This is a genomic window from Anaerosporomusa subterranea (assembly GCF_001611555.1).
Classification (GTDB): domain Bacteria; phylum Bacillota; class Negativicutes; order Sporomusales; family Acetonemataceae; genus Anaerosporomusa; species Anaerosporomusa subterranea.
On the sequence record NZ_LSGP01000013.1, the window covers coordinates 724,228 to 745,744 of the forward strand.

Annotated in this window: 22 protein-coding genes and 1 rRNA gene; all 23 read right to left on the reverse strand. The window is 46.8% G+C overall.

The genetic code is table 11. From position 1 onward, the window contains the following. Nucleotides 1-176: 176 nt before the first annotated feature. The 23 genes from AXX12_RS07255 to rrf all read right to left on the reverse strand — a co-directional run bounded on the left by AXX12_RS07255 (nucleotide 177) and on the right by rrf (nucleotide 21,292). Nucleotides 177-1,904, reverse strand: a complete 1,728-nt coding sequence (locus AXX12_RS07255) for a vWA domain-containing protein (RefSeq protein WP_066240140.1) — start codon at nucleotides 1,902-1,904, stop codon at nucleotides 177-179. Between the two features lie 5 nt (nucleotides 1,905-1,909). Continuing rightward, the gene (locus tag AXX12_RS07260) at nucleotides 1,910-3,286 is read right to left on the reverse strand and encodes a magnesium chelatase (RefSeq protein WP_066240143.1); all 1,377 of its coding nucleotides are present in this window, start codon (nucleotides 3,284-3,286) and stop codon (nucleotides 1,910-1,912) included. A 177-nt stretch (nucleotides 3,287-3,463) separates the two neighbouring features. After that, entirely contained in the window at nucleotides 3,464-4,378 is a 915-nt protein-coding gene (gene secF, locus AXX12_RS07265; RefSeq protein ID WP_066240147.1) for a protein translocase subunit SecF, read from the reverse strand. A gap of 13 nt (nucleotides 4,379-4,391) precedes the next feature. Next, entirely contained in the window at nucleotides 4,392-5,615 is a 1,224-nt protein-coding gene (secD, locus tag AXX12_RS07270; RefSeq protein WP_066240151.1) for a protein translocase subunit SecD, read from the reverse strand. 90 nt (nucleotides 5,616-5,705) lie between these two features. Beyond that, nucleotides 5,706-6,371, reverse strand: a complete 666-nt coding sequence (locus AXX12_RS07275; RefSeq protein ID WP_066240154.1) for an HD domain-containing protein — start codon at nucleotides 6,369-6,371, stop codon at nucleotides 5,706-5,708. Between the two features lie 149 nt (nucleotides 6,372-6,520). Next, nucleotides 6,521-7,123 (reverse strand): 5-formyltetrahydrofolate cyclo-ligase, encoded by a 603-nt coding sequence (locus AXX12_RS07280; RefSeq protein ID WP_066240156.1) that lies wholly within the window; start codon nucleotides 7,121-7,123, stop codon nucleotides 6,521-6,523. 1 nt (nucleotide 7,124) lies between these two features. Then, entirely contained in the window at nucleotides 7,125-7,382 is a 258-nt protein-coding gene (gene yajC, locus AXX12_RS07285; protein WP_197470670.1) for a preprotein translocase subunit YajC, read from the reverse strand. 110 nt (nucleotides 7,383-7,492) lie between these two features. Further along, nucleotides 7,493-8,617 (reverse strand): tRNA guanosine(34) transglycosylase Tgt, encoded by a 1,125-nt coding sequence (gene tgt / locus AXX12_RS07290; protein WP_066240161.1) that lies wholly within the window; start codon nucleotides 8,615-8,617, stop codon nucleotides 7,493-7,495. Nucleotides 8,618-8,637: 20 nt separating this feature from the next. Then, on the reverse strand, nucleotides 8,638-9,657 hold the full coding sequence (gene queA / locus AXX12_RS07295) for a tRNA preQ1(34) S-adenosylmethionine ribosyltransferase-isomerase QueA (RefSeq protein ID WP_066240164.1): 1,020 nt from the start codon (nucleotides 9,655-9,657) through the stop codon (nucleotides 8,638-8,640). A 17-nt stretch (nucleotides 9,658-9,674) separates the two neighbouring features. Continuing rightward, complete coding sequence (locus AXX12_RS07300) at nucleotides 9,675-10,994, reverse strand: SpoIID/LytB domain-containing protein (protein ID WP_066240167.1); 1,320 nt, start codon at nucleotides 10,992-10,994, stop codon at nucleotides 9,675-9,677. 10 nt (nucleotides 10,995-11,004) lie between these two features. After that, nucleotides 11,005-11,229: a DUF2905 domain-containing protein gene (locus AXX12_RS07305; protein WP_066240170.1), complete on the reverse strand. Its 225-nt coding sequence runs from the start codon at nucleotides 11,227-11,229 to the stop codon at nucleotides 11,005-11,007. Continuing rightward, nucleotides 11,216-11,776 carry an epoxyqueuosine reductase QueH gene (locus tag AXX12_RS07310; protein ID WP_197470662.1) on the reverse strand — a complete coding sequence of 187 codons (561 nt, stop codon included), beginning with the start codon at nucleotides 11,774-11,776 and terminating at the stop codon, nucleotides 11,216-11,218. Before AXX12_RS07310 ends, AXX12_RS07305 begins: the two co-directional genes overlap by 14 nt. 16 nt (nucleotides 11,777-11,792) lie before the next feature. Next, the gene (gene ruvB, locus AXX12_RS07315) at nucleotides 11,793-12,827 is read right to left on the reverse strand and encodes a Holliday junction branch migration DNA helicase RuvB (protein WP_066240176.1); all 1,035 of its coding nucleotides are present in this window, start codon (nucleotides 12,825-12,827) and stop codon (nucleotides 11,793-11,795) included. Further along, on the reverse strand, nucleotides 12,824-13,417 hold the full coding sequence (gene ruvA, locus AXX12_RS07320) for a Holliday junction branch migration protein RuvA (RefSeq protein ID WP_066240179.1): 594 nt from the start codon (nucleotides 13,415-13,417) through the stop codon (nucleotides 12,824-12,826). Before ruvA ends, ruvB begins: the two co-directional genes overlap by 4 nt. Then, complete coding sequence (gene ruvC / locus AXX12_RS07325; protein ID WP_066240181.1) at nucleotides 13,414-13,911, reverse strand: crossover junction endodeoxyribonuclease RuvC; 498 nt, start codon at nucleotides 13,909-13,911, stop codon at nucleotides 13,414-13,416. Before ruvC ends, ruvA begins: the two co-directional genes overlap by 4 nt. Before the next feature lie 99 nt (nucleotides 13,912-14,010). Beyond that, on the reverse strand, nucleotides 14,011-14,589 hold the full coding sequence (locus AXX12_RS07330) for a BofC C-terminal domain-containing protein (protein ID WP_066240183.1): 579 nt from the start codon (nucleotides 14,587-14,589) through the stop codon (nucleotides 14,011-14,013). A 133-nt stretch (nucleotides 14,590-14,722) separates the two neighbouring features. Further along, entirely contained in the window at nucleotides 14,723-15,463 is a 741-nt protein-coding gene (locus tag AXX12_RS07335; protein ID WP_066240185.1) for a YebC/PmpR family DNA-binding transcriptional regulator, read from the reverse strand. A 104-nt stretch (nucleotides 15,464-15,567) separates the two neighbouring features. Then, complete coding sequence (locus tag AXX12_RS07340) at nucleotides 15,568-17,064, reverse strand: 4Fe-4S dicluster domain-containing protein (RefSeq protein WP_066240187.1); 1,497 nt, start codon at nucleotides 17,062-17,064, stop codon at nucleotides 15,568-15,570. Between the two features lie 26 nt (nucleotides 17,065-17,090). Next, entirely contained in the window at nucleotides 17,091-17,324 is a 234-nt protein-coding gene (locus AXX12_RS07345; RefSeq protein WP_066240190.1) for an NAD(P)H-dependent oxidoreductase subunit E, read from the reverse strand. A 15-nt stretch (nucleotides 17,325-17,339) separates the two neighbouring features. Further along, nucleotides 17,340-18,491 (reverse strand): SpoIIE family protein phosphatase, encoded by a 1,152-nt coding sequence (locus AXX12_RS07350; protein ID WP_066240195.1) that lies wholly within the window; start codon nucleotides 18,489-18,491, stop codon nucleotides 17,340-17,342. Next, nucleotides 18,491-20,185 carry a [Fe-Fe] hydrogenase large subunit C-terminal domain-containing protein gene (locus AXX12_RS07355; RefSeq protein WP_066240198.1) on the reverse strand — a complete coding sequence of 565 codons (1,695 nt, stop codon included), beginning with the start codon at nucleotides 20,183-20,185 and terminating at the stop codon, nucleotides 18,491-18,493. Before AXX12_RS07355 ends, AXX12_RS07350 begins: the two co-directional genes overlap by 1 nt. A gap of 4 nt (nucleotides 20,186-20,189) precedes the next feature. Beyond that, nucleotides 20,190-20,432, reverse strand: a complete 243-nt coding sequence (locus AXX12_RS07360) for an NAD(P)H-dependent oxidoreductase subunit E (protein ID WP_066240201.1) — start codon at nucleotides 20,430-20,432, stop codon at nucleotides 20,190-20,192. Between the two features lie 743 nt (nucleotides 20,433-21,175). Further along, a 5S ribosomal RNA gene (gene rrf / locus AXX12_RS07365) occupies nucleotides 21,176-21,292 on the reverse strand. Between the last annotated feature and the right edge of the window lie 225 nt (nucleotides 21,293-21,517).

Genomic DNA, 21,517 nt, shown 5'->3' on the forward strand with positions numbered 1-21,517 from the left:
TGTTATTATTCTCTAATATGGTCCAAGAATCCTTTTCGTTTGATGAATATATACAAAACTTGCCTTGCACAAAATATACTAGGCGACCCCGCGAGCCATCTCACTAGCGCCTATGGAGGCACGCTGACGATGGGGTCACGGGGTCGCGATAAGAGATTGGCCAGATAGGCCTTATTTTAATGTCTGATACACTGCTGCTGCCAGGCGGTTCGTACTAAAGCCTGTTTCTCCAGTTCTTCCAGCATATATACGCTGCCGCCGGCTGTTTCGGCCAACTTGTTCAAATAATCTCTATGGGGGCGTAACCCAATACAGGTAAATCCATAACCCTTTTCTTTTATCTTTTTGGCTGCGTTGAGCGCGTCTAAGACTGGATCCTTGGTAACGTCGGCAAACGTCGGCACACCGTCGGTCACAAGCAGAATTAGCGGCTGTTTCGGTCTTGCTTCTTCCAGATAGCTCACGCAGGTCTTTATACCCAAACCCAGAGGGGTTGAACCAACTGCAGTAATTTCTTTTAAACTCTGTTGAAGAGTTACATAGTCTCTCGTAAAAGGCACCTGCACTGTTGCTTTATCTTCTTGAAACAGTATCACACTTACCCGATCAGGCGTCGAGAGTAACAAATGCCGAACCAGATACTTAGCGGCGCTCATCCGCTGCCCTGCCATACTGGCGCTAGCATCAATCAGTACACAAATTTCTGCATTACATGTTGTCCGCCTCGAGCTGCGTCGAATATCCTCTTGACCAATTCGCAACACCCCTCCCGGATTGGCCGCCAGTCGGCAAGCCGCCGCCTGTATAGTTTCCGGTAAGGACACCTCGCCGTGTACATTTTCTGCACAAAGAATCCGGCGGCCGGCGCCCCCGTCCCCAGGCGCTAGATTGGCTTTCGTTCTTCCGAACCGGGCGTCATAAGGCTTGAACAACCGATACATACGTCTAATATAGCTTTCCACATCAGGCAGCCTTTGGGACAGAAACGTCTTTAATTCCCGCCCATACTCAGTTAACACCGGTTTATCGCCTTTCATTGATATTATGCCCATTCCGCTCAGGCTCTGGCAGATCCGTTCGGTTTCCCCCGGAGTCGTGCAAATCGAGTTGAACCTCTTAGAATCGTCCTGTTCAATTGCCGAAAGTGTATCATATACGTCTTTGGCGCTGTCCATTTCTTCGGCTAACTCGGTTGCGTCCTGCATAAACTGCTGTCGTTTCACTGCGAATGAATCCTGCTCAATGTTTTTTTCCTGCAGAAACGAATCCGACTGATCTGAATACGGCGACAAATCAGCCCCGCCCCCGCCATGGGTTTCCACATGTTGCAGAGTTTCATTCGCCCGCAGTTCCAACCCGCTATCCATAATGATTGACTCTACCGCTTGAACAATATAAAAAGCACAAGCTAGACTCTCCGTCGGGAGCATGCCTGCCAAATGCACATGATTTTCATGCGCCCTACGCAAAGATAACTTCTTTCCATATTCTAAACTGCCGGTAATTCGACCACCGCCAGTTGATGTCTGCACATCAAAGCAGTCTGGTTTTACAATGCCAGTTTTGTTTTGAAAAAATATACCACTTCGCATACTCTGATGAAAATTGAACAATTCTATTGCCTTGCTAACAATCTTGGCAATTTTTCGGTGGTCGACCGGGCCGCACTGATGAAAAATATCGAAATGATATATTTGCCCACCTTGAATCCGCCGGTAAAAAACTTTACCTGCGTCGGCATGTTGCAGAATAGTCACAGCCTCGGGCTGACTTGGATCGACAGTGTGAACTTTCTGACTAAACACCGTGCTTTGCCCGATCCGCGCTCCTAAATTACGATGTATATAGGTGGATAATAAACTGCTAGGCATGGCCAACTGATCCAGATTGTGCTGTTCAAACATGCCTGTCACCGGTCACTTCGGAATTTTTCGTCAGTATTAACGAACTCATCCAGTGATAAACGAGACAGCGGAGCAGCTACATTGGGTGGGGCAATGATATTAACCTGGGTGGGATCAGCGATTTGCTTCCCGCCTGATCCCGATCCCGCAGCTCGATTTTCGGCAGAACCACTTTTTGAGCGTTGGGTAGTGGTCTCTTTCTTATTTTCATTGTTTTGTCTTGACAATTTTTCTCTTACGCGACCCCACCAATCAGCCAATCGACTCTTTGTTGTACAATGAGGCGGATTTATGCATCTGCTTTGCCGAGCTGCATCGACTGGTATGTTGCCTGCTGCGAAGTTATCAGCCAAAGACGACTTATTCAATTCACCAAAATTCCTTAAATATTTCAAGATATTGGCAATAGTTGCCGGGTCGGCGCGATGCGAGAGCACTAAGGGAACGATCTGTGAAATATCATTTGTCGACACCCTATCTTGACCATTAAGCAAAGCATTCAACTTAGCCGCAGTCTCCATTGCCTCAATCGCCCGCAAGCTTTCTAATCCATAGTCCACATAGATCGCAGCCAACAATTTTTGGGTATCATCATCAACCGTAATATCATTTACGTGAATAGAGGGAATACACTTGCTGGTAATTGAAGGTTGTTGTCCTGACCTGCTTGACCTGCTCATTAAAATCTCCAGTACTGACTGTACCTCACTCGGTCTTCCCATCCCTACCGCCATATCAAAACGGTCAGACAATTGTTTGCGTATTTGCGATAGTGCTCCTGGTTCCTCATCCGGATTGGACGCTGCCCACACGGCCACTTGGACTGGCATCTCTACGGTTGGCAAACCCGATTCCTCAATTTGAATCCTGCCTGGCTTTGTACCCATGACATCTAACAGAACATCTGCAATTTCCGGCGAGGCGTCAGCCAGCCGATTAATCTCGTCAACAAAGATAATCCCGCGGTGAGCCTGAGGAATGGTACCCGGCAATAAGGCCGCCATCGGCTGCGAAGGATCGGTTAGCTTAGCCAGATCAATGCTGCCAACAATTGTGCCGATTTTAGCACCATGCGAAATTTCAAGAAAAGGACACGGAATTTCTTCTCTGCCAATCGCTTCAATTTGCTGGATGGATAAACCGCGGTGCCCCGGACAATGCGGCTGCTCCGGATCGCAATTGTACAAGCAGCCTTTAATCCGTGTAATCGGCGGCAAAATAGACGCAGCAGACCGCAAAATCGTTGTCTTGCCGGTGCCGCGCAGGCCTTCAGTATGAATATGAAAAGGGTGGCCGCTTGACAGCGCAGCTACAGACATCTCCACTGCCAGGAATAGATCATGGTTACCTTCATGACGCACCAATTGATTAAATGACTTCACCCAACCACCTCCGCCGTTAATGTTTTTAGTGTTCCCAATAGAAAATGTCCAATACGACACACAAGATTAATCGCAGGTCAGAAAAATAAAAACCGTTGTCGTAAACGAGACGCAACGGCGGTGGTAATATAAGAAAAGAACCTGGGTACCTACCCAGGTTCTTCGTTTGAAAATAAGCTATTTCGCGCCGCGCGCTCTTGCTTCTTGCCTCCGGCGTTGTTCACGGTTTCTCAAGGCTACCCAGATTGGACTGGCGTTAAAAAGTGTGGAATAGCTGCCGCTGGCAATGCCGACCAGCATAGCCAGTGCAAAGTTCTTTGTCGATTCTCCGCCAAAGACATACAAAGAAAGAGTAGTAAACAAGACAGTCAAAACAGTATAAATTGACCGAGTCATTGTTTGCCAGATACTACGATCTACTAAGTCATCCAGTGCTTCATCCTTGCGCTGAGTCTTCAAGTTTTCACGAATACGGTCGAAAATAACGATCGTATCATTAATCGAATAGCCGATGATGGTAAGCAGCGCAGCCACAAAAGTTCCATCGATTTCGATTTGAAAGATCGAGAAGAAACCCAATACAACCAGGACATCATGCACCAGTGCGGCAATCCCTGAAATCGCAAATTTAAACTCAAACCGATAGGTAATATAGATGACCATCATGACCATAGAAGCAAGCAATGCGTAAATTGCATTTCTTGCTAACTCACCGCCAACGACGGCGCCAACATGCTCGTTGCGCAAAACATCGGCTTTCCCAAGTTTACTCTGCAGAGTCTCGACTGCAGTTCGACGATCCGAATCTGACAATATGCGGGTACGGATCAATACATTCTGCGATTTGTCCGTCTGCTCGGACGTTGCCAATTGGATCACGCTTTGTTCTAAATCTAGCGGTTTCAGCACTTCACGCACTTGTCCGACAGACACCGGCTGTGCGAATTTCATATCCAATAATGTACCACCGGTGAAATCAATACCAAAATTAAAGCCCTGCACCATCATGGAAATTAACCCTGGAACAATGAACAGCGCAGAGATTAGGAACCATAATTTGCTTCTCTTGATAATAGGAAATGAATATTTCATAGTAGCATCCCCCCTACGCCCCAAAGATCTTGCCATCTTTAAATACACCGGACCGCATAATCATTTTCAACAAAAATCTGTTCACAGTAATTGCCGTAAACATACTGATAATGATGCCTAGTCCCAATGTAACAGCAAAACCCTTGACCGTACCGGTACCTAAAAAGAACAACACGGCCGCGGCAATCAGAGTCGTCAAATTAGAATCCAGAATTGTAGCGAAAGCACGGTCGAAACCGGCATCCATCGCAGCGCGCAAGGTCTTGCCGTTTCGGTATTCTTCCTTAAACCGTTCAAAGATCAACACATTCGCATCGACAGCCATGCCGATAGACAAAATAATACCAGCAATACCGGGTAAGGTTAGCGTTGCATTCAGCATCTTCATGGATAACATTACAAGCAAAACATATACCAATAGAGCTGTATTAGCAATAAATCCGGATAAGCGGTAAAATAACAGCATGAAGAGAACAACAGCCCCGATGCCGATCGAAAATGCCACTACGCTTTTATCTTTGGCATCTTGTCCCAGTGTCGGGCCGACAGAACGGGTTTCCATGATGTCTACTTTTACAGGCAGCGAACCGGAACGCAAGAGAATGGCCAGGCGTTGCGCCTCGTCAATCGAGCGGTTACCAGTAATGACAGCCTTTCCGCCTGTAATGACCTCTTGTACAACAGGGCTGGTCAATACTTGTTTATCAAGCAGTATGGAAATTGTCTTGCCGACGTTTTTCGAAGTGAGATCGGCAAATTTCTTGCCACCCTCATCGCTAAACTCAATTGCGACCAAATTACGGTTCTGATCGATCTGGGCTTTCGCATCTTTTAAGTCTTTGCCGGTAAGCACTGTTTTGCCGCTTTCATCTTGAAATTCGAGCAAGGCAGTTTTGCCGATCAGTTCGATAGCTTTCTCCGGCTCATTAATGCCAGGAAGTTCTACGATAATGCGGCGCTCGCCTTGACGTTGCACGATCGGCTCAGTCAGGCCTAATTCGTTGATCCGGCGTTCAATAATTTGCATAACCCGTTGTACGGCATCCTCGTCAACCTTAGCCTCAGGCGTATCAACTGCCTGCAGCACAATATGGGTGCCGCCTTGCAAGTCAAGCCCTTGCTTGATGGACAGAGACAACGGCGTAATGTAGTAACCGAAAACAGCAAAAATAGCAACAGTTACTACTAGAAACTTAACTAAATTCCCCCGTCCCAAATCAGTTCTCCCCCATTTCATGTCAATTCACAAAATTAATTATAGACCTTGTCCGATAATCCTGTCAACGAACTCAAGCAATCTCAAGCGTTCTTTCTACTCCGTGTACGATTACAGTAAAGAATTGCCGTTGATAATTAGACCAAAACGGTACTTTAAAAACTCTGCTGCTCGGCGACACATGATCATACGTCCGAGAAATATCTCAAAATACTCCATTACTGGACAAATCTGCGTGTTAATGGTTAACTCAAGTCTTATGGTGCGGCAGTCCCGATCAACGGTCAAAGAACTTGATTCTGCCGCATAATTGACACGATCATGAATGTCAAATTTTGCAAAGTCGGTGTTGGTCACTCTGCCGCGATGAACATCAGATTTATCCGCTAAAATGAGCGCCGCAGCCACAGGATTCACCGAATGCCCTCTCTCTTCCTCATGATTGCCAATTGCCGAAATAACTAAGGCGATTTCCTCCGGTGGCATGCGCAAACGGGCAAGAATTTGATACGCCATTACCGCCCCCATACCGCCATGGTTGTAGCGATTAATCAGATTAGCGATATCATGCAGATAACCGGCAATAGCAGCCAGCTCACACTCCCGGTCAGAAAATCTTATGTCTCGCAATACCTTTTCCGCAAGGTGCGAAACTATCGAAGCATGCCGCTTCCCATGTTCGGTATATCCCATTTCGCTCAGGTATTGTGTGCTGCTGGCCAAATACACGCTAACTTCATGATCTTGCTTCAATTGGTCTACAGTTACAATCGACATATCCATTCCCCCTGACCTCTTATCGGCAATTTAGCTCAAATCTTTTGCCTGTCAAGTCTAGTATGTCGGTTTTCTTTGCTTCCATAACCAGCAGGCGAACTCAGTCAACACAAAAAAGGCAAAATGAAGCGTACGCCGCACTTTGCCTTTTATTGCTGAGTCCAAACAAGACGCTTGTCGCAGTTGATGATTCTGTCTTCAGTAACCACCCATTGCATCAGGATATCATGTTCCGCCCACGGGACTTCGCTCACTAATTGTCGCGACCAACTAATGCCTGCCCGGAGTGCCTGCGGCGCTCGTATGAGAAAGCGGTCATAATAGCCTGCCCCCATACCAAGTCGGTTGCCGCTGTCGTCAAATGCAACACCCGGAGTCAACACTAAATCAATGAGGCTTGGATCAAGTATACGTGCGCGTGACGGATCAGGCATGCGGACTCCTAGCCGTCCGGCAACTACTTCGTTAAGATCTGTAATCGCTGCGCTCTCCATGACTCCATACACAGAGCCCATCAGCGGAACGCAGACTGTCTTACCTGCCTCTATAGCATGAATAAGCAAATCATCCAGATACGGCTCGCCAGGCATAGCTAAATACCCCATTACTGTCTTGGCCTGTTGAAAGACCGGCCAAGACAGTAATTGTTTACAAATAGTCCGACTACCCGCTGTTACCACTTCAAGAGACATTGTCTTTCGCTGTAGGAACATTTGACGCCTTAGTATCGATTTAACCTCAGCTTCCAACATATTAACCTACGTTCTGCTGATTGGCGATCGCGCTGCGCAAGAAATCAAGTTCTACTTTGTCAGCAACTCTCAATGTTACCGTCTTGTCATTGATAGCGGTAATAACACCATACATGCCGCCAATTGTAACAACTTTGTCACCTTTTTTGAGGCTGTTAAGCATTTCAGACCGTTTCTTCTGTTCTTTCTTTTGCGGACGGTACAACATGAAATAGAAAATGACCGCCATCAGGATAATCGGTGCATATGACTGAATCATCTGTAGTGTTTCGGCTGTAATTCCAGGCAATAGTTTCACCTCCTGCTTGTTTTTCTTTTCTTGTATTCCACATAAATGAATCAAATCCTCTTATATTTGCACAAGCATTCCTAGTTTTCCTCTTTGGGATAGTATTCCCAAAATTCCTCACGAAAAGCAAGAAAACGATCTTCGATAATGGCTTGGCGCATACGGCGCATGAAATCCAGCAAATGATAAAGGTTATGAATCGTGGTCAGTCGCAAGCCGAAGATTTCGTCAGCCTTAAAGAGATGCCGGATATAGGCGCGTGAGAAGTTTTGACAGGCGTAACAACCGCAATCGGGATCGATGGGGCGCAGATCACGTGCAAATTCGGCATTTTTTACAACCAGTCGGCCGTTTTTCGTCATAGTCGTTCCATTTCTCGCCACTCGCGTCGGGAAAACGCAATCAAACATATCAACACCGCGCATTACGCCTTCCACCAAACAATCAGCGGTCCCTACACCCATTAAATAGCGAGGTTTATTTGTAGGCAACCGGGGAGTAGTATGCTCAAGCATTTCATACATTAGATGCTTCGGCTCACCCACACTAAGACCGCCAATGCCGTAGCCGGGAAAGTCAAGAGATGTCAGTTCAGCAGCGCTTTGCGCCCGCAAGTCTTTATACATTCCCCCCTGAACAATGCCAAACAAGCCTTGGTCCGCCCGGGAATGAGCTTTCAGGCAACGTTCAGCCCAGCGGGTAGTTCGCTCAGTTGAGCGCTTCGCGTAGTCATACTCTGCAGGATAGGGGACACATTCGTCAAATGCCATTAGGATGTCTGATCCCAAGGCATTTTGCACTTGGGTGGCGATTTCCGGCGACAGAAACTGCCGTGAGCCATCGATATGAGAGCGAAACGCTACCCCTTCTTCACTGATCTTTCTCAAGTCACCAAGACTAAAAACCTGGAAACCGCCACTATCTGTTAGAATACCTCTATCCCAGCCCATGAACTTATGCAGCCCGCCTGCTTCAGCGACTAACTCATGGCCGGGGCGAAGAAATAGGTGATAGGTATTGCTTAATATGATACCTGCGCCCATTTCCGTCAATTCGCGCGGCGACATTGCTTTAACCGTTGCTTGCGTGCCCACCGGCATGAACATGGGAGTATTAAATGATCCGTGCGGAGTATGAAGAATCCCGGCTCTTGCACCGGTGTGTGCACATTGTTTAACTAATTCATATCTGATCGCGTCCGTCAAAGTGCGGCATCCCCCTTTGTCTAAAGTAACAGCATTGCGTCACCAAAGCTGAAGAATCGGTACTCACGCTGCACAGCCTCTTTGTATGCGGCAAGCACTCGCTCACGCCCGGCAAACGCGCTAATCAACATAATCAGCGTGGATTTAGGCAAATGAAAATTAGTGATGATGCCATCTACTAGTTGAAATTGATAACCCGGATAAATAAAAATCTCGGTCCAGCCGCTGCCTGCCGATAAGCGCCCGTTTCGCACCGCTGTCTCCAGCGTACGAATGGACGTTGTCCCTACGGCAATCACCCGGCCGCCCTGTTCCTTTGCTTGATTAACCGCTTCAGCAGCTTCCTCAGAAACGGAGAAGTACTCCCGGTGCATGACATGATCAGTGATATCTTCGGCAGCAACCGGTCGAAACGTGCCTAATCCGACATGCAGCGTAATAAAAGCCAATCTTGCCCCTTTTTCTTTGATCTGGCTCAGTAAGGCAGGCGTAAAATGAAGTCCTGCCGTTGGCGCGGCAGCAGACCCCCGTTGTCGCGAGTATACGGTTTGGTAGCGTTCGCTGTCTGACAGTCGTTCATGAATATAAGGCGGCAGCGGTGTCTCGCCCAGACGATCGAGAATCTCTGCAAAGATGCCAGAAAAGGCAAACCTGACAACTCTACCGCCAAAATCTGTCCCGCTAAGCACCTCACAAGACAGTTCAGGACCAAATTCAATGACCATTCCTGGCTTGGCCCGTTTTCCCGGTTTTACCAGAACCTCCCACTCACCTTCAGTCTTCTCTGATAGTAAGAAAACTTCAACCTGACCGCCGGTATCTGCTCGCCGCCCCATAAGCCGGGCCGGAATAACGCGAGTATCGTTGAAGACAAGTGTGTCTCCCGGCGAGATGTACTCAAGCAAATCCTTGAACATGCCATGCCGGATTTCCGTTGATGCCCGATCCAGCACAAGCAGACGCGAGCTATCGCGGGGTTCTATCGGGTGTTGTGCAATCAACTGTTCCGGCAAATCATAATCAAACTCAGATAACTTCATTAACTAGTAAACCTCTCTTACTTATACCATCTTTGTATTGTCGCGCCAGGGTAATAATATGCCAAGATTTCCTTGTAGAATTGATTACTGCCCAGCGGTGCCTTCTCTGCCATGGCCTTGGCACCCCATTGCGATAGACCAATTCCATGTCCTGATCCTTTGCCAGAAAGGAGTAAGATATCACGAGACGAGTCCTGAACAAGCCCGCGTCGGGCAGACTTACCCGTCAATGCAGGTAGAGCTTCTCCCCGAGCGATGGAAACATCAAACAGAGTGCTGGGCAGGCTCAAGAGAGAGCTAAATTTTGCACCGCTTAGCTGCACTCTCCCCGCCGTCCCGGTAATTTTAATCGTTTTTACCCTTCCGGATACACCGCGATCAGCCGCTTTTACGGGCTGGTGAGTTAACGGTGATAATTCAATACCAGTAACTTCTCCTACCGACAAACCAGCTGTTCGCAGCAGTTCGGTTAATTGGGCAATACTTATGCGACGATCCCAGACAAAACGGGGAGAGTCTTGATCAAAATCTCGCACTCCTCGCAGATACGGGAATGGCGTGCCCCAGACATTTTCACTGTTTTCCGTGTGTCCGCCGGAACTAGAATGGAAGAAAGCTGTAATAACACTGCCTTGGTAGGTTGCCATCATGCCCCGTGTTTCATCTACCGCCTGATTACTGCGGGCTGCTTCGCTATCGCGACCGCCGTACACCTGGCAATGCACGGTGGGACATACATCAAAGCCCTGACCCTGGTGTTTGCCAACGCCTGCGAACGCATAACTGCGCGCCGCAACTGCCTGCGCCCTGATAGCTTCCATTGGCCAGGAAGGCGATATTTCCTTAGGAATTACACCGTACAAATATGCTTCCATCGGTAGAATATTAATTGCAGTTAAAGTATTGTCCCCTGCTTGCCGTCGAACCTCGATGACACCGCGGTAGCGCTTGCCATTAAGTTGAATAAACTGCCCCTGCTGATTTAGGCTGTCCGCCTCATTCACAGCCTGTTCCAGCTTGCCACCATGCCCTCGATTCGGCGAGTCGGAGAAGCTTAGCCTGATAACCGAAGTCGCCGTAGGAATCCCATTTACCGCCAAACGGCCCCCCTGTATAGTAATACTTAAATTCTCCTTCGCCTTATACACCTTTTTAAATTCATTAGCGTCGTCGGTACGCAAAAAAAATGCAGTATCGGCAGATACGGTCACTCGAGTCTGCTGTAACGCCAGGCCGACTTTAATCAGTGGCTCTTGCAATTCGGTCGACTTAGCCCAAACAGAAAACGAAGTTAGCACTAGCAGAGCTAGCGTGATCAGTACAATGCGGAACTTCATGGCATTGCTCCTATCTTCGAAATAACAAGTTCAGTAAAAGCGTTAGCACAATGCTGATAATAATCGATGTAGCAAAAGGAAAGTGGAAACTGAAGTTCTCTTTCTCCCAGTGAAAATCGCCCGGCAAGCGGCCAAGCGGCAGAATCTTGCCGCCGAAATGGACGAGCGCACCAGCTATCAATAAAAGGACACCAACAGTCATCAGCGTCTTACCTAAAGAATCAAAGCCGAACATTTTCAGCCCCCTGTTTCTTCGGTTTCCAATAACGGTCACGCTCGCTGAAAATGCAGCCGCAATACGGTTGTCGATACAACTCCATCTCAAGACTTTTCGTAACCCCCTCTTTCCAACCTGGGCGAAAATCTTGATAATAAAAGGGTATGTCAAATTTCTCCGCGGCTGCCTCGCCCGCCTGGCGGATTAAATCATGCTTTTGATAAGGACTCACTAACAGTGTAGTAGTAAACGCATTAAAACCGCTTTCCTTTGCCGTGCGAGCCGCTTCATCCAATCGAAGTCGGTAGCAGGCATAGCAACGCCCCTCCGGCGCTGTTAATGCGCGAGTGAGAAAGTCCTCCAACGTATAATCGTCTTGCACCAGCATAATCAACTCAACTCGGCGGGCAAATTCACCGGCAGTATCGAGACGACGCCGGAATTCTTTGTAAGGATGAATATTGGGATTATAAAACCAACCGGTTAGCTGATGCCCTTGTTCACGCAGATAGCTTACCGGATACACTGAGCATGGGCCACAGCACATATGTAAAAATAGATTCACGACTTTGAGCATCCTTTCACCAAAGTGAGTCTTGTTTGTCTACGGCTTCCTTCATAGAGTATGCAAAGCCCATATGTTCATACGCAGCCCGCGTCGCAACTCGTCCGCGCGGCGTGCGTTGCAAAAATCCCAACTGCAATAGAAACGGTTCATATACATCTTCAATCGTCTCAGTTTCTTCACTTATCGAAGCAGCCAGTGTATCCAAGCCCACCGGACCACCGCCAAATTTGCTGATAATTGTGGTTAGCAACCGTTGATCAGTCTTATCCAGTCCACAAGCGTCTACTTCTAGCCGCGCGAGTGCTTCTTGGGCGATTGTTTTAGTAATCGTCCCCGATCCAGCGACCTGCGCAAAATCCCGCACCCGTTTTAACAGGCGGTTGGCGATTCGCGGTGTGCCGCGTGAGCGCCGAGCAATTTCCTCAGCTCCTGAGGGCTCGATAGAAACCTTCAGAATATCGGCAGCGCGGCTAACAATAAACATAAGCTCTTCTGTCTGATAAAACTCCAGTCGGCAAATTACGCCAAATCGGTCTCTGAGTGGAGCGGTTAGCGCTCCAGCCCTAGTCGTTGCCCCAACTAGAGTAAACCGTGGTAAGTCCAGGCGAATAGACCTAGCACTGGGGCCTTTGCCAATCATGATATCAAGGGCATAGTCTTCCATTGCTGAATAGAGGATTTCTTCAACAGTACGCGACAGCCGATGAATCTCATCAATAAATAATACATCCCGGTCGCTTAAGTTGGTGAGAATTGCCGCCAAATCGCCTGAACGTTCAATAGCTGGGCCTGAGGTGACGCGGAAATTCACTCCCAATTCATTGGCTACAATCCCAGCTAACGTTGTTTTACCTAAACCTGGCGGTCCATAAAGCAGCACATGATCAAGCGCTTCTCCGCGTGATATTGCAGCCTGGACGAAAATGGACAAATTGTCCTTTACTTGTTCTTGCCCAATGTATTCCTGTAAACGCCGTGGACGCAGACTATATTGCCAAGAATCTGCATCTTGTTCCCCACCGGCAATTATCCGTTCTTGTTCCATCATGACCTCCCAGAGAATTCCTTCAAGGCAAGCTTAATGATTTCTTCAACACTTGTTGCCTCAGCAGCCTTACGCAGAACAGGCGTGATCTCCTGTTGTGTATAGCCGAGAGTCAGTAGTGCTTGTAAGGCCTCCGCCTGTATCGAGCCGGCAGCGTCAGTGGCAGCAGCGATAATAACGTTATCCGGATCGGCTTCTCCAATTTTATCTTTTAATTCAAGAACAATCCGTTCAGCAGTCTTTTTGCCGACTCCTGGGATCTTTGTTAACAGGCTGAAGTTCTTTTGGCCGACGGCCATAATAAAATCAGTAGGACTAATCGCTGACAAAATCCCAAGACCAACCTTGGGACCGATTCCGCTGACTGATGTCAAAAGTATGAACAAATCATATTCTTGCTGACTGCTGAAACCATATAATAGAAGTGCGTCTTCGCGCACATTTAAGTAGGTAAACAGTGTCGTTTCCGCACCTTTTGATAAGTTCTGCCGAGTTGACTGCGGGATAAATACCCGGTAGCCCACACCGTTAACGTCAACAAAACAACTATCAGGAAAAAGGTGTGAAATTTTGCCACGTACATAGCCAATCATCGCTTACACTCCCAGACCTTATTAAAAGTATGTGTATGTAAACTGCAGATAGCAACCGCCAGTGCGTCAGCCACATCATCAGGATGCGGCTTTGCCGGCAATCGCAGCAATTTCTCGGTCATATAGATAATTTGTTCTTTTGTCGCCTTGCCGTATCCGGCAACCGACTGTTTAACCTGCAATGGTGTAAACTCAGCAAGTTGTATGGCATTCTGCGCCGCAGCCAACAAGATAACACCCCTAGCCTGGCTAACCGTCATGGCTGTCGTTACATTGCGGTTGAAGAAAAGCTTTTCAACGCCAACAATATCCGGCTTGTATTGTTTTATCACTTGATCGATTCCCTGAAATACCGAGTTCAGCCGCATTTCGACCGGCTCGCCCGCGCGCGTTTCAATGGCGCCATAGGCTACGGCCTTCAGCGTGCTTCCTTCCAATCTAACCACTCCGTAACCGCATATCGCAGTTCCCGGATCAATTCCCAGCGCCAGCATAACAGAACCTCCCTTTACTTCCTCCTGTATTTCGACAGTTTGGGCTTTGATTCCTCCATAAGAAAAAGAGGGGCTAGCCCCTCTTTTTCTACTCACGTCTTATTGTGATTGCATGCCTTCGAGTGTTCGCAACAATTCTTCCTTGGTATTTACAACAATTCCTTTTTCCAGTTCGGCGACATCTTCAGCAACCAGTTGTTTTGTCGCTATTTTTGTGACTTCCTTGACGATAGGCTTAATGCCCGGTTTGCCATAGAACACAGTGACATAACCATCCTTAGTACCAATGTACATTCCATTTGCGTGTTCACGGCAGAAGTTGTCGATTTCAAGTGTCATACGTACTTCGGTTGCATCAAAATAATCAATCGTCCAGCCAGGGTACGCGACTTGAATCTGTGAAAGAGTCATGCCAATGTAATTCTCCGATGGTCTGGCTCGAAGGTTCTCCTGGTCACCACATTTTTTATAAATCATCTTTTGATGCAGCATTGTCTCAGCAGTAATCTTTAATCTCGCATCATGTTGAACTTTCTCGCTCTGGGGCTGAGCCCGATAGTCGACAATTGGCGGATTTTTACTAATATAGCCATAACCAAAATAGCCAACTAAAGCAGCAAGAATAAACAAAGCGCCGGCGAACCACTTATTACGGGTACTCAATTTTGGCAATAGCAAGAGATCACTCCCTTTATTGTTAAGGTATGTAATCAGTGTTGCCATTTCCCTGCAAAATTATACCAAGGTCTTGTTTCACAATTTCGCATAAAAAAGTAGCCGGCAAAGGTATCATCCTTTACCGGCTGCGGTTTCAATCCTCTTCTTCCTCATCAGGCAGGTCAGCATTCGTATAGACTTCCTGCACGTCATCATGTTCTTCCAACGCTTCAAGCAACTTCGTCACTTTGGTTGCGTCCTCATCAGCAAGGCTGACCGTCGTCTGTGGAACCATAGACAGTTGGGCTGATGCAACGGTAATCTTCGCAGCATCCAAAGCTTGTTGCACTGCCTCAAATTGATCAGGATCGGTAAGAATTTCATAGACATCACCATCAGCAGAGAAATCATCTGCGCCGGAATCAAGGGCCAGCATCATCAGCGATTCCTCGTCAACGCCATCTTTTTCAACAATGATGATACCCTTTTTAGTGAACATCCAAGAAACACAACCAGACTCACCGAGGTTGCCATTATTCTTTGAAAACAAGTGACGAATATCAGCCGCTGTACGGTTGCGATTGTCAGTCAGGATATCGAGCATGACGGCAACCCCAGCTGGTCCATATCCTTCATACATGAATTCTTCGTAATTACTGCCCTCTAAGGAACCTTGACCTTTTTGAATAGCACGTTGGATATTTTCTTTGGGAATATTATTTTCCCGTGCTTTCTGCAGAGCCAATTTCAAGCGCATATTCCCCGTAGCGTCAGCACCACCATTTTTTACCGCAATGGTAATTTCACGACTAATCTTAGTAGTGACTTTGCCGCGCAAAGCATCCATTCTGCCTTTTTTATGCTTAATATTAGCCCATTTAGAATGTCCTGACATTGTAGTACGTCCCCTCTCAGACCATGGTAATTCGCCAATAATTGTAGCATAAATCAGCCTTTTTGGCAAAAAATCTTCTGTAAAAACTTAATCAGACGTATTGGTCACTCTTTGTGCCAATGACCGCCTTTTTCAATAACATCAACAGCCTTTTGATTTTCCGGTGCCATGACCGTTTTCGTCGCATTGACATGGGTTTCCAGCATCTTAGTAGTGATTCGGACATCATTAAGAGTCCCTGGGCCGCCCACACAACCGCCCACACAAGCCATGCCTTCAAAGAAATTCGCATCCAGATCACCTTTAGCAATCTGTTGAAGTGCCTGCTTGCAGTTTCCCAACCCCTCAGCCCGGTGAGGTTTAATCGTAATATCAGGCGCTAAAACACCAGCCGTATCAATAACCGACTTCATAACGCCACCGGCACTGGCAAATGAATGTCCATGGCGGGAAGCATCAGTTTCATATAAGGTATCCGTAATTTCAGTTAAATTAATCCCTGCTCCAACAAACATAGCTGCCAATTCTTCAAAAGTAAGAACATAATCGATACAGTCAGGATTCTTTTGGCCCTCAACCTTTTTTGCAATACAAGGACCAATAAAAACGACAACAGCATCTTTATCCTCAGCTTTGATCATTCGGGCCGTCGCGACCATCGGCGAAACCGTAGATGAAACATATTCACCACATTGTGGCAAGTGTTTATCAACCATTTCGACATACGCAGGACAACATGATGTTGTCATATACGCGCGATCTGTTGGCACCGTAGCGGCAAACTCTTTAGTCTCCTCAAGAGTCACGATATCTGCGCCAAAGGCGACTTCATGCAGTGCGTGAAACCCAAACTGAATTAGGGCTGTTTTAACTTGCCCTAATTTAACTTTAACGCCAAACTGACTAACGATTGCAGGCGCTACAATTGCATACACCCGCTTCTTCGCCTTAATTGCCTGAATGACTTGAACAATATACGTCCGGTCGCTAATCGCACCAAATGGACAGGCAATTTTACAGGCACCGCATTGCGCGCATTTATCATAATCAATAGCAGCGCGACGGTCGGCGGCGGCTGTAATCGCTTTTAAATCACACGCTCGCTCACAGGGACGGCTAATCTCAATGATGGCGCCATACGGACACGATTTCTTACACATTCCACATTCAACACAAGTCATTTTGTCGATATATGCCCTATTCCCAGCAACCATAATTGCCTTCTTGGGACAGCTTGCGATGCAGTGATGGGCTAAACAATTCCGGCAGGCATCAGTTACCATAAACTTATCAATAGGGCAGCGATCACACGCCTCCGGCAACACCCGAACAATTGACCCATCGGCAACTTCACCATTTAGCGCGTTAGCTGCCGCCTCTGTAATATCTGTTCCTATCGGTTGGCTGAGCGCCACATTGATCCGATCTTTCAAAACAGCTCGTTCTTTATGAATACAGCAGCGGTATCTAGGACCATCCTCAGTGACTACCGTAGTTAAAATATCCTCAACATGATCAGCCAATTTATCGTGAAGCGCTAGTCGCGAAACCTCGGCCAGCACTTTGCGTTGCAATTTAACAACTTCTGTTACTTGAGCCATTTATTCTCCTCCCCTTGACATTCCTGTCATAGATTATCTTCAATCGCCTGCAGTAGACGATCCGGAGTCATGTTACTCAACACAACACCTTTAATCCGCACATTCGGACCATGTCCGCAGGCTTTTAAGCAAGTAATACCTCGCAAATCAATTTTTGAGCGTTTATCTGGCGGCAATGTCTCCAAAGCATCGATTAAATCCTGCGATCCTAGCAGATAACAGGAGGTACCAGCACAAATTTCTACAACTAATTGCTCCATTTTTATCCTCCCCACTCATAACCATTCAATTTCTATTTGTTTTCCCCGTTGTTCAAGCGCAACCTTCAGTTTGCCTAGGACTTGCGCTTTCAGGTTTATATCTAACGGAAAATTAGGATTCTGGTGAGCCGGATTTATAGCAGTCCCCGCGAAGACGGAGATCTTATCAGCATAAAGTAGCCGCCTCGCCAGTAATGTAGCTCCATCCTGAAAAGATGGGTTATTTAAATGCTGTGAATGGTTGATGCGGTCAACTGCCGCATTCAATGTTAACACACCCTCTGTGACCAAATCAATCCCTTTTAATCGTCCAATAGGTGGAATCTCCGGATCATAGTAAGATAAGTCGACATGCAACGGCTGGCGTATCAGTCGACTGACAATATTGGCGGTGGTACCGCCTGAGACCACTTTTACGCCAGGTTGACAAAGAAAGCGTTTAACCACTCTTTCATCACAGCTTGTATCTGAAGGAGGTCCGGTAAGCAGAGACAAATAACGTGGACGACGAAGTCTAACAGCAACGGCGCTCGAATCATCGCCTGGACGGCTCAAGTAATACCCTTCACAGCAATCCATCACCCGTCTAACAACTACATCTGCATCCCAATCCAGTGCATACTCAGACTCCAAGTACTGGGCAATGCCATCCCAACTCCAGCCAAGTTTGAGCAATCCGCCAATACCAGCATGAATGACTCCATCGCTGACAAAAACAATTATATCATTTTCCTGTAATAATAATTGACCGATATTTATTATCTTGCCGCCAATGCTTTTTTCATGAGTAGGAAAAGGGACCACCCTTCCGCTACGGATAATGAAGGTGCGTGGACAATCAAATTCAACTACAGTAGCCTGCCCTGCCGGTGTAATCTGTAGAATCTGGAATGTAGAGTAGGCAATTTTTCGTTGCCGACAGACCGGCAAAGTTTCTGTTATGGTGTCCACAACATCTTCAAGCAGAACGCCTCGTTGCAACATCGAACTAGCAATCTTGGTAGTTAGGGTAGCGAGGATATTGGCTTTCACCCCACTGCCTAATCCGTCTGACAACACAACAATGGTAGAATCTGCCGTTCTAACAATTTCGATTTTATCACCGCACAGTTCTTCACCAATCTTCGATAATTGTGCGATTCCCACTTCAGCATGTAGTTCCTCCATCAGCGGCCCTCCTTCTCCCGCATAATGGCAATCAGTTCTAATAGAGTTGATTTGGTTTCAGCTGTTGTCTCACCCAAAAGTCCGGCGATTTCCTGCGCCACATGCATTTGCTTATTAATAATTTCCTTGGCTTTATCAATTGTGTCGATTTTCATTCGTTCTAGTTCATGACTGCGACGCTCTTGTTCTGTCACATCTGAAAAAATCAAAAAAGTCAAGCGGTGCTCCGGTACTGGCACGATCATTTTTTCGGTGACCAATGAAAATTCGGGGAACTCAACACGCTGTCCTGATACCTTTCGGCACTCTTGTATAGCACTCAATATGTCAGTGCAATCCATAACTTCAGTCAGACTCAAACCTTTAGTTAATTCATGACGACGATTGAACATCCGCTCAGCAGACGGATTAAACTCTTGAATAATTAACCTCTCATCAAGAACAATGATGGCATTCAAGGAATTGTCAACAACAATGTTAGCAAAAGACTCAGCTTTGGTACGCATATACGGCACGCAAGTGTCTGTTTCCGTCAATCCCTGAAATACAGCTACCGCATTGTCACGGCAAGAATTATAACCGCAAGCACCGCAGTTCTTTTCATCCGTTTTACTGTATTTTCCCGTCTGTCGCAGGATTTCTCTGATCTCCTGTTCAGTCGGCAAAGCTCGGGTAATCGGGGCAGGCAAATGTTCACAATTGAAAGAAATGTCCGGGACCTGATTACGTCGGCGCTTGCCAGTGGCGGCATAGCGCGTTACCAGGCGCCGTTTGGCAGGCAGAGACTGACTGGAATCTCCCGCAGGTCCATTGATGCAACCGCCGATACAAGCTAGCGCTTCGATAAAGCGTGGTTGTATCTCGCCTTTAGCTAAACTATCGAAAACAAGCATACATTGACGCAATCCATCTACAGAAATCAAATCAAGCTCTGTATCGTCCTCGCCAAAAGCGGATTGCAGTATCCCGCCAGCTAATGGAAACAAACGTGCTCGTTCGAAAGCTGCCTTGTCTTCTAAATATCCGGCTTCTTCCGGTGCAAGCTGCGACTTAACTTCATCCAGCATAGTGCGAAGCTGATTGAAAGTAATGACAGCGTCAATCGCTCTGCCGTCAGCCTCGGCTTCAGCTATTTTTGCAATACATGGACCTGCGAAGACAACAAAGCAGTCTTGTCCATAACGTGACTTCAATAACCGCCCGTGAGCTAACATCGGTGACACAACTGGCGACAAATTTTTCGAAAGATCAGGATAGTATTTGGTAATTAGGTTAACAATCGCTGGACAACATGCAGATATCACAGTTTGCTCAGTCTTCTCAACATGTGTCCGGTAGAAATCGGCGACAATTTCCGCACCTATTGCAGTTTCCTCAATGATGCGAAACCCAAGGCTGCGAATCATTCCTATAATTTCTTCCGAAGAGAATCCCGGAAACGCAGAAACAAATGATGGTGCAAGACTCATAATTACTTGGCGATTCGAAGTAAGCGCCTCTCGCACGATACTTGTTTGATCATCGACTTGTTTAGCATTTTGCGGACACTCGACAACACATTTCCCACATAAGACACATTTATCATCAACAAGTTGAGCGTGGCCTTTTTTAATTGCTATTGCTTTTACAGGACAAGCACGGACACAGCGATGACAGTCTTTGCAATTGACTTTCTGCGTGCTAATCGTTTTCATGTCCTCACCGTCCTAATACTTTATCTACAAAAATGTCATGAACTTTGTCTTTGGAGACATTTGTAATAACTTCATCATCGATTTTTATCACTACACCCTCTGTACAGCGCCCTTGACAAAAGTTCCCTTCGATATCAACAACGGCCTGCGTATCATATTTCTCTACTAAAGAAGTAAAAGCGTTTAAAACGTTATGCGCTCCACGTAAATGACAGGCGCTGCCGATACAGATAGAGATTTTTACCATGGGACACCTCCAACACGTTGTGAAAAAATTCACTTTTAATCCTTTATCTCATTCTAACGTATAGATGAAAGACTGGCAACCCCCCAAAAAAAACAAAAAGCACTCACTTTTCAGCGAGTGCTTTTTACAAACCTGCGACTACCTATCCTCCCAGGGCGTCACCACCCAAACGTTCTAAAAAGAAGCTCTTGCTCTACAATATGCCTCTTGCTGATTGCACCTTCGATACTTTCGGCGTATGTGTGCGCGTTCTAAAAAAAGCCTTAGCTCTACAAATAGCTTAATACTGGTTGCACCTTCGGAACCCGTTCTGAAAAGAAGCCTTGCTCTACAATTAGCTTAATACTGATTGCACCTTCGACGCGTTCGGATGCTGCTAAGCCTACTGCCACCGTATTCAGCTTATCTCTAAAGAAACGAAAAAGTAAAATGACCTACTTTATCAGTAGGTCATTTAGCAACCGGCAACTACTTATCCTCCCAGGCCGTCACCAGCCAAACGTTCTAAAAAGAAGTTCTTGCTCTACAATATGCTTCTCGCTGATTGCACCTTCGATACTTTCAGCGTATAAGGGCGCGTTCTGAAAAGAAGCCTCTGCCATACAAATAGCCTAACACTGGTTGCACCTTCGGAACCGCTGTGTTCGGACTGCTGACGAACTCACTGCCACCATAATGAACCGAGGGCAAGAGAACCTCGCTAGTAAAGCAAAAACACTCACTTTCAGTGAGTGTTTTTTACCAACCTGCGACTACCTATCCTCCCAGGCCGTCACCAGCCAAGTACTTTCGGCGTATGTGTGCTTAACTGCCGTGTTCGGAATGGGAACGGGTGGAACCACACAGCTATCGTCACAGGATTTTTAAGAGGTAAACATCTCAGAGAGTATGCTCCCTCAAAACTGTCACAGAAGATTAATGAGCTTACAATTAGGAAGTTCTTCGTTCCACTCAGAACGAAGCGATTCACACAGATTTTCGCGTCGCTTGCGCTTCTAAAAATCTGGTTCTCTGCTTCAGGTCAAGTCCTCGACCGATTAGTACCAGTCAGCTTCATCCCTTGCAGGACTTCCACACCTGGCCTA

Excerpts from the sequence above, each read along its gene's own strand:
- AXX12_RS07255 (WP_066240140.1), bottom strand. The coding sequence starts at position 1,904 with ATGTTTGAACAGCACAATCTGGATCAGTTGGCCATGCCTAGCAGTTTA.
- secF (WP_066240147.1), bottom strand. The coding sequence starts at position 4,378 with ATGAAATATTCATTTCCTATTATCAAGAGAAGCAAATTATGGTTCCTA.
- secD (WP_066240151.1), bottom strand. The coding sequence starts at position 5,615 with ATGAAATGGGGGAGAACTGATTTGGGACGGGGGAATTTAGTTAAGTTT.
- AXX12_RS07275 (WP_066240154.1), bottom strand. The coding sequence starts at position 6,371 with ATGTCGATTGTAACTGTAGACCAATTGAAGCAAGATCATGAAGTTAGC.
- AXX12_RS07280 (WP_066240156.1), bottom strand. The coding sequence starts at position 7,123 with ATGTTGGAAGCTGAGGTTAAATCGATACTAAGGCGTCAAATGTTCCTA.
- yajC (WP_197470670.1), bottom strand. The coding sequence starts at position 7,382 with ATGATTCAGTCATATGCACCGATTATCCTGATGGCGGTCATTTTCTAT.
- queA (WP_066240164.1), bottom strand. The coding sequence starts at position 9,657 with ATGAAGTTATCTGAGTTTGATTATGATTTGCCGGAACAGTTGATTGCA.
- AXX12_RS07300 (WP_066240167.1), bottom strand. The coding sequence starts at position 10,994 with ATGAAGTTCCGCATTGTACTGATCACGCTAGCTCTGCTAGTGCTAACT.
- AXX12_RS07305 (WP_066240170.1), bottom strand. The coding sequence starts at position 11,229 with ATGTTCGGCTTTGATTCTTTAGGTAAGACGCTGATGACTGTTGGTGTC.
- ruvB (WP_066240176.1), bottom strand. The coding sequence starts at position 12,827 with ATGATGGAACAAGAACGGATAATTGCCGGTGGGGAACAAGATGCAGAT.
- ruvA (WP_066240179.1), bottom strand. The coding sequence starts at position 13,417 with ATGATTGGCTATGTACGTGGCAAAATTTCACACCTTTTTCCTGATAGT.
- ruvC (WP_066240181.1), bottom strand. The coding sequence starts at position 13,911 with ATGCTGGCGCTGGGAATTGATCCGGGAACTGCGATATGCGGTTACGGA.
- AXX12_RS07335 (WP_066240185.1), bottom strand. The coding sequence starts at position 15,463 with ATGTCAGGACATTCTAAATGGGCTAATATTAAGCATAAAAAAGGCAGA.
- AXX12_RS07340 (WP_066240187.1), bottom strand. The coding sequence starts at position 17,064 with ATGGCTCAAGTAACAGAAGTTGTTAAATTGCAACGCAAAGTGCTGGCC.
- AXX12_RS07345 (WP_066240190.1), bottom strand. The coding sequence starts at position 17,324 with ATGGAGCAATTAGTTGTAGAAATTTGTGCTGGTACCTCCTGTTATCTG.
- AXX12_RS07350 (WP_066240195.1), bottom strand. The coding sequence starts at position 18,491 with ATGGAGGAACTACATGCTGAAGTGGGAATCGCACAATTATCGAAGATT.
- AXX12_RS07355 (WP_066240198.1), bottom strand. The coding sequence starts at position 20,185 with ATGAAAACGATTAGCACGCAGAAAGTCAATTGCAAAGACTGTCATCGC.
- AXX12_RS07360 (WP_066240201.1), bottom strand. The coding sequence starts at position 20,432 with ATGGTAAAAATCTCTATCTGTATCGGCAGCGCCTGTCATTTACGTGGA.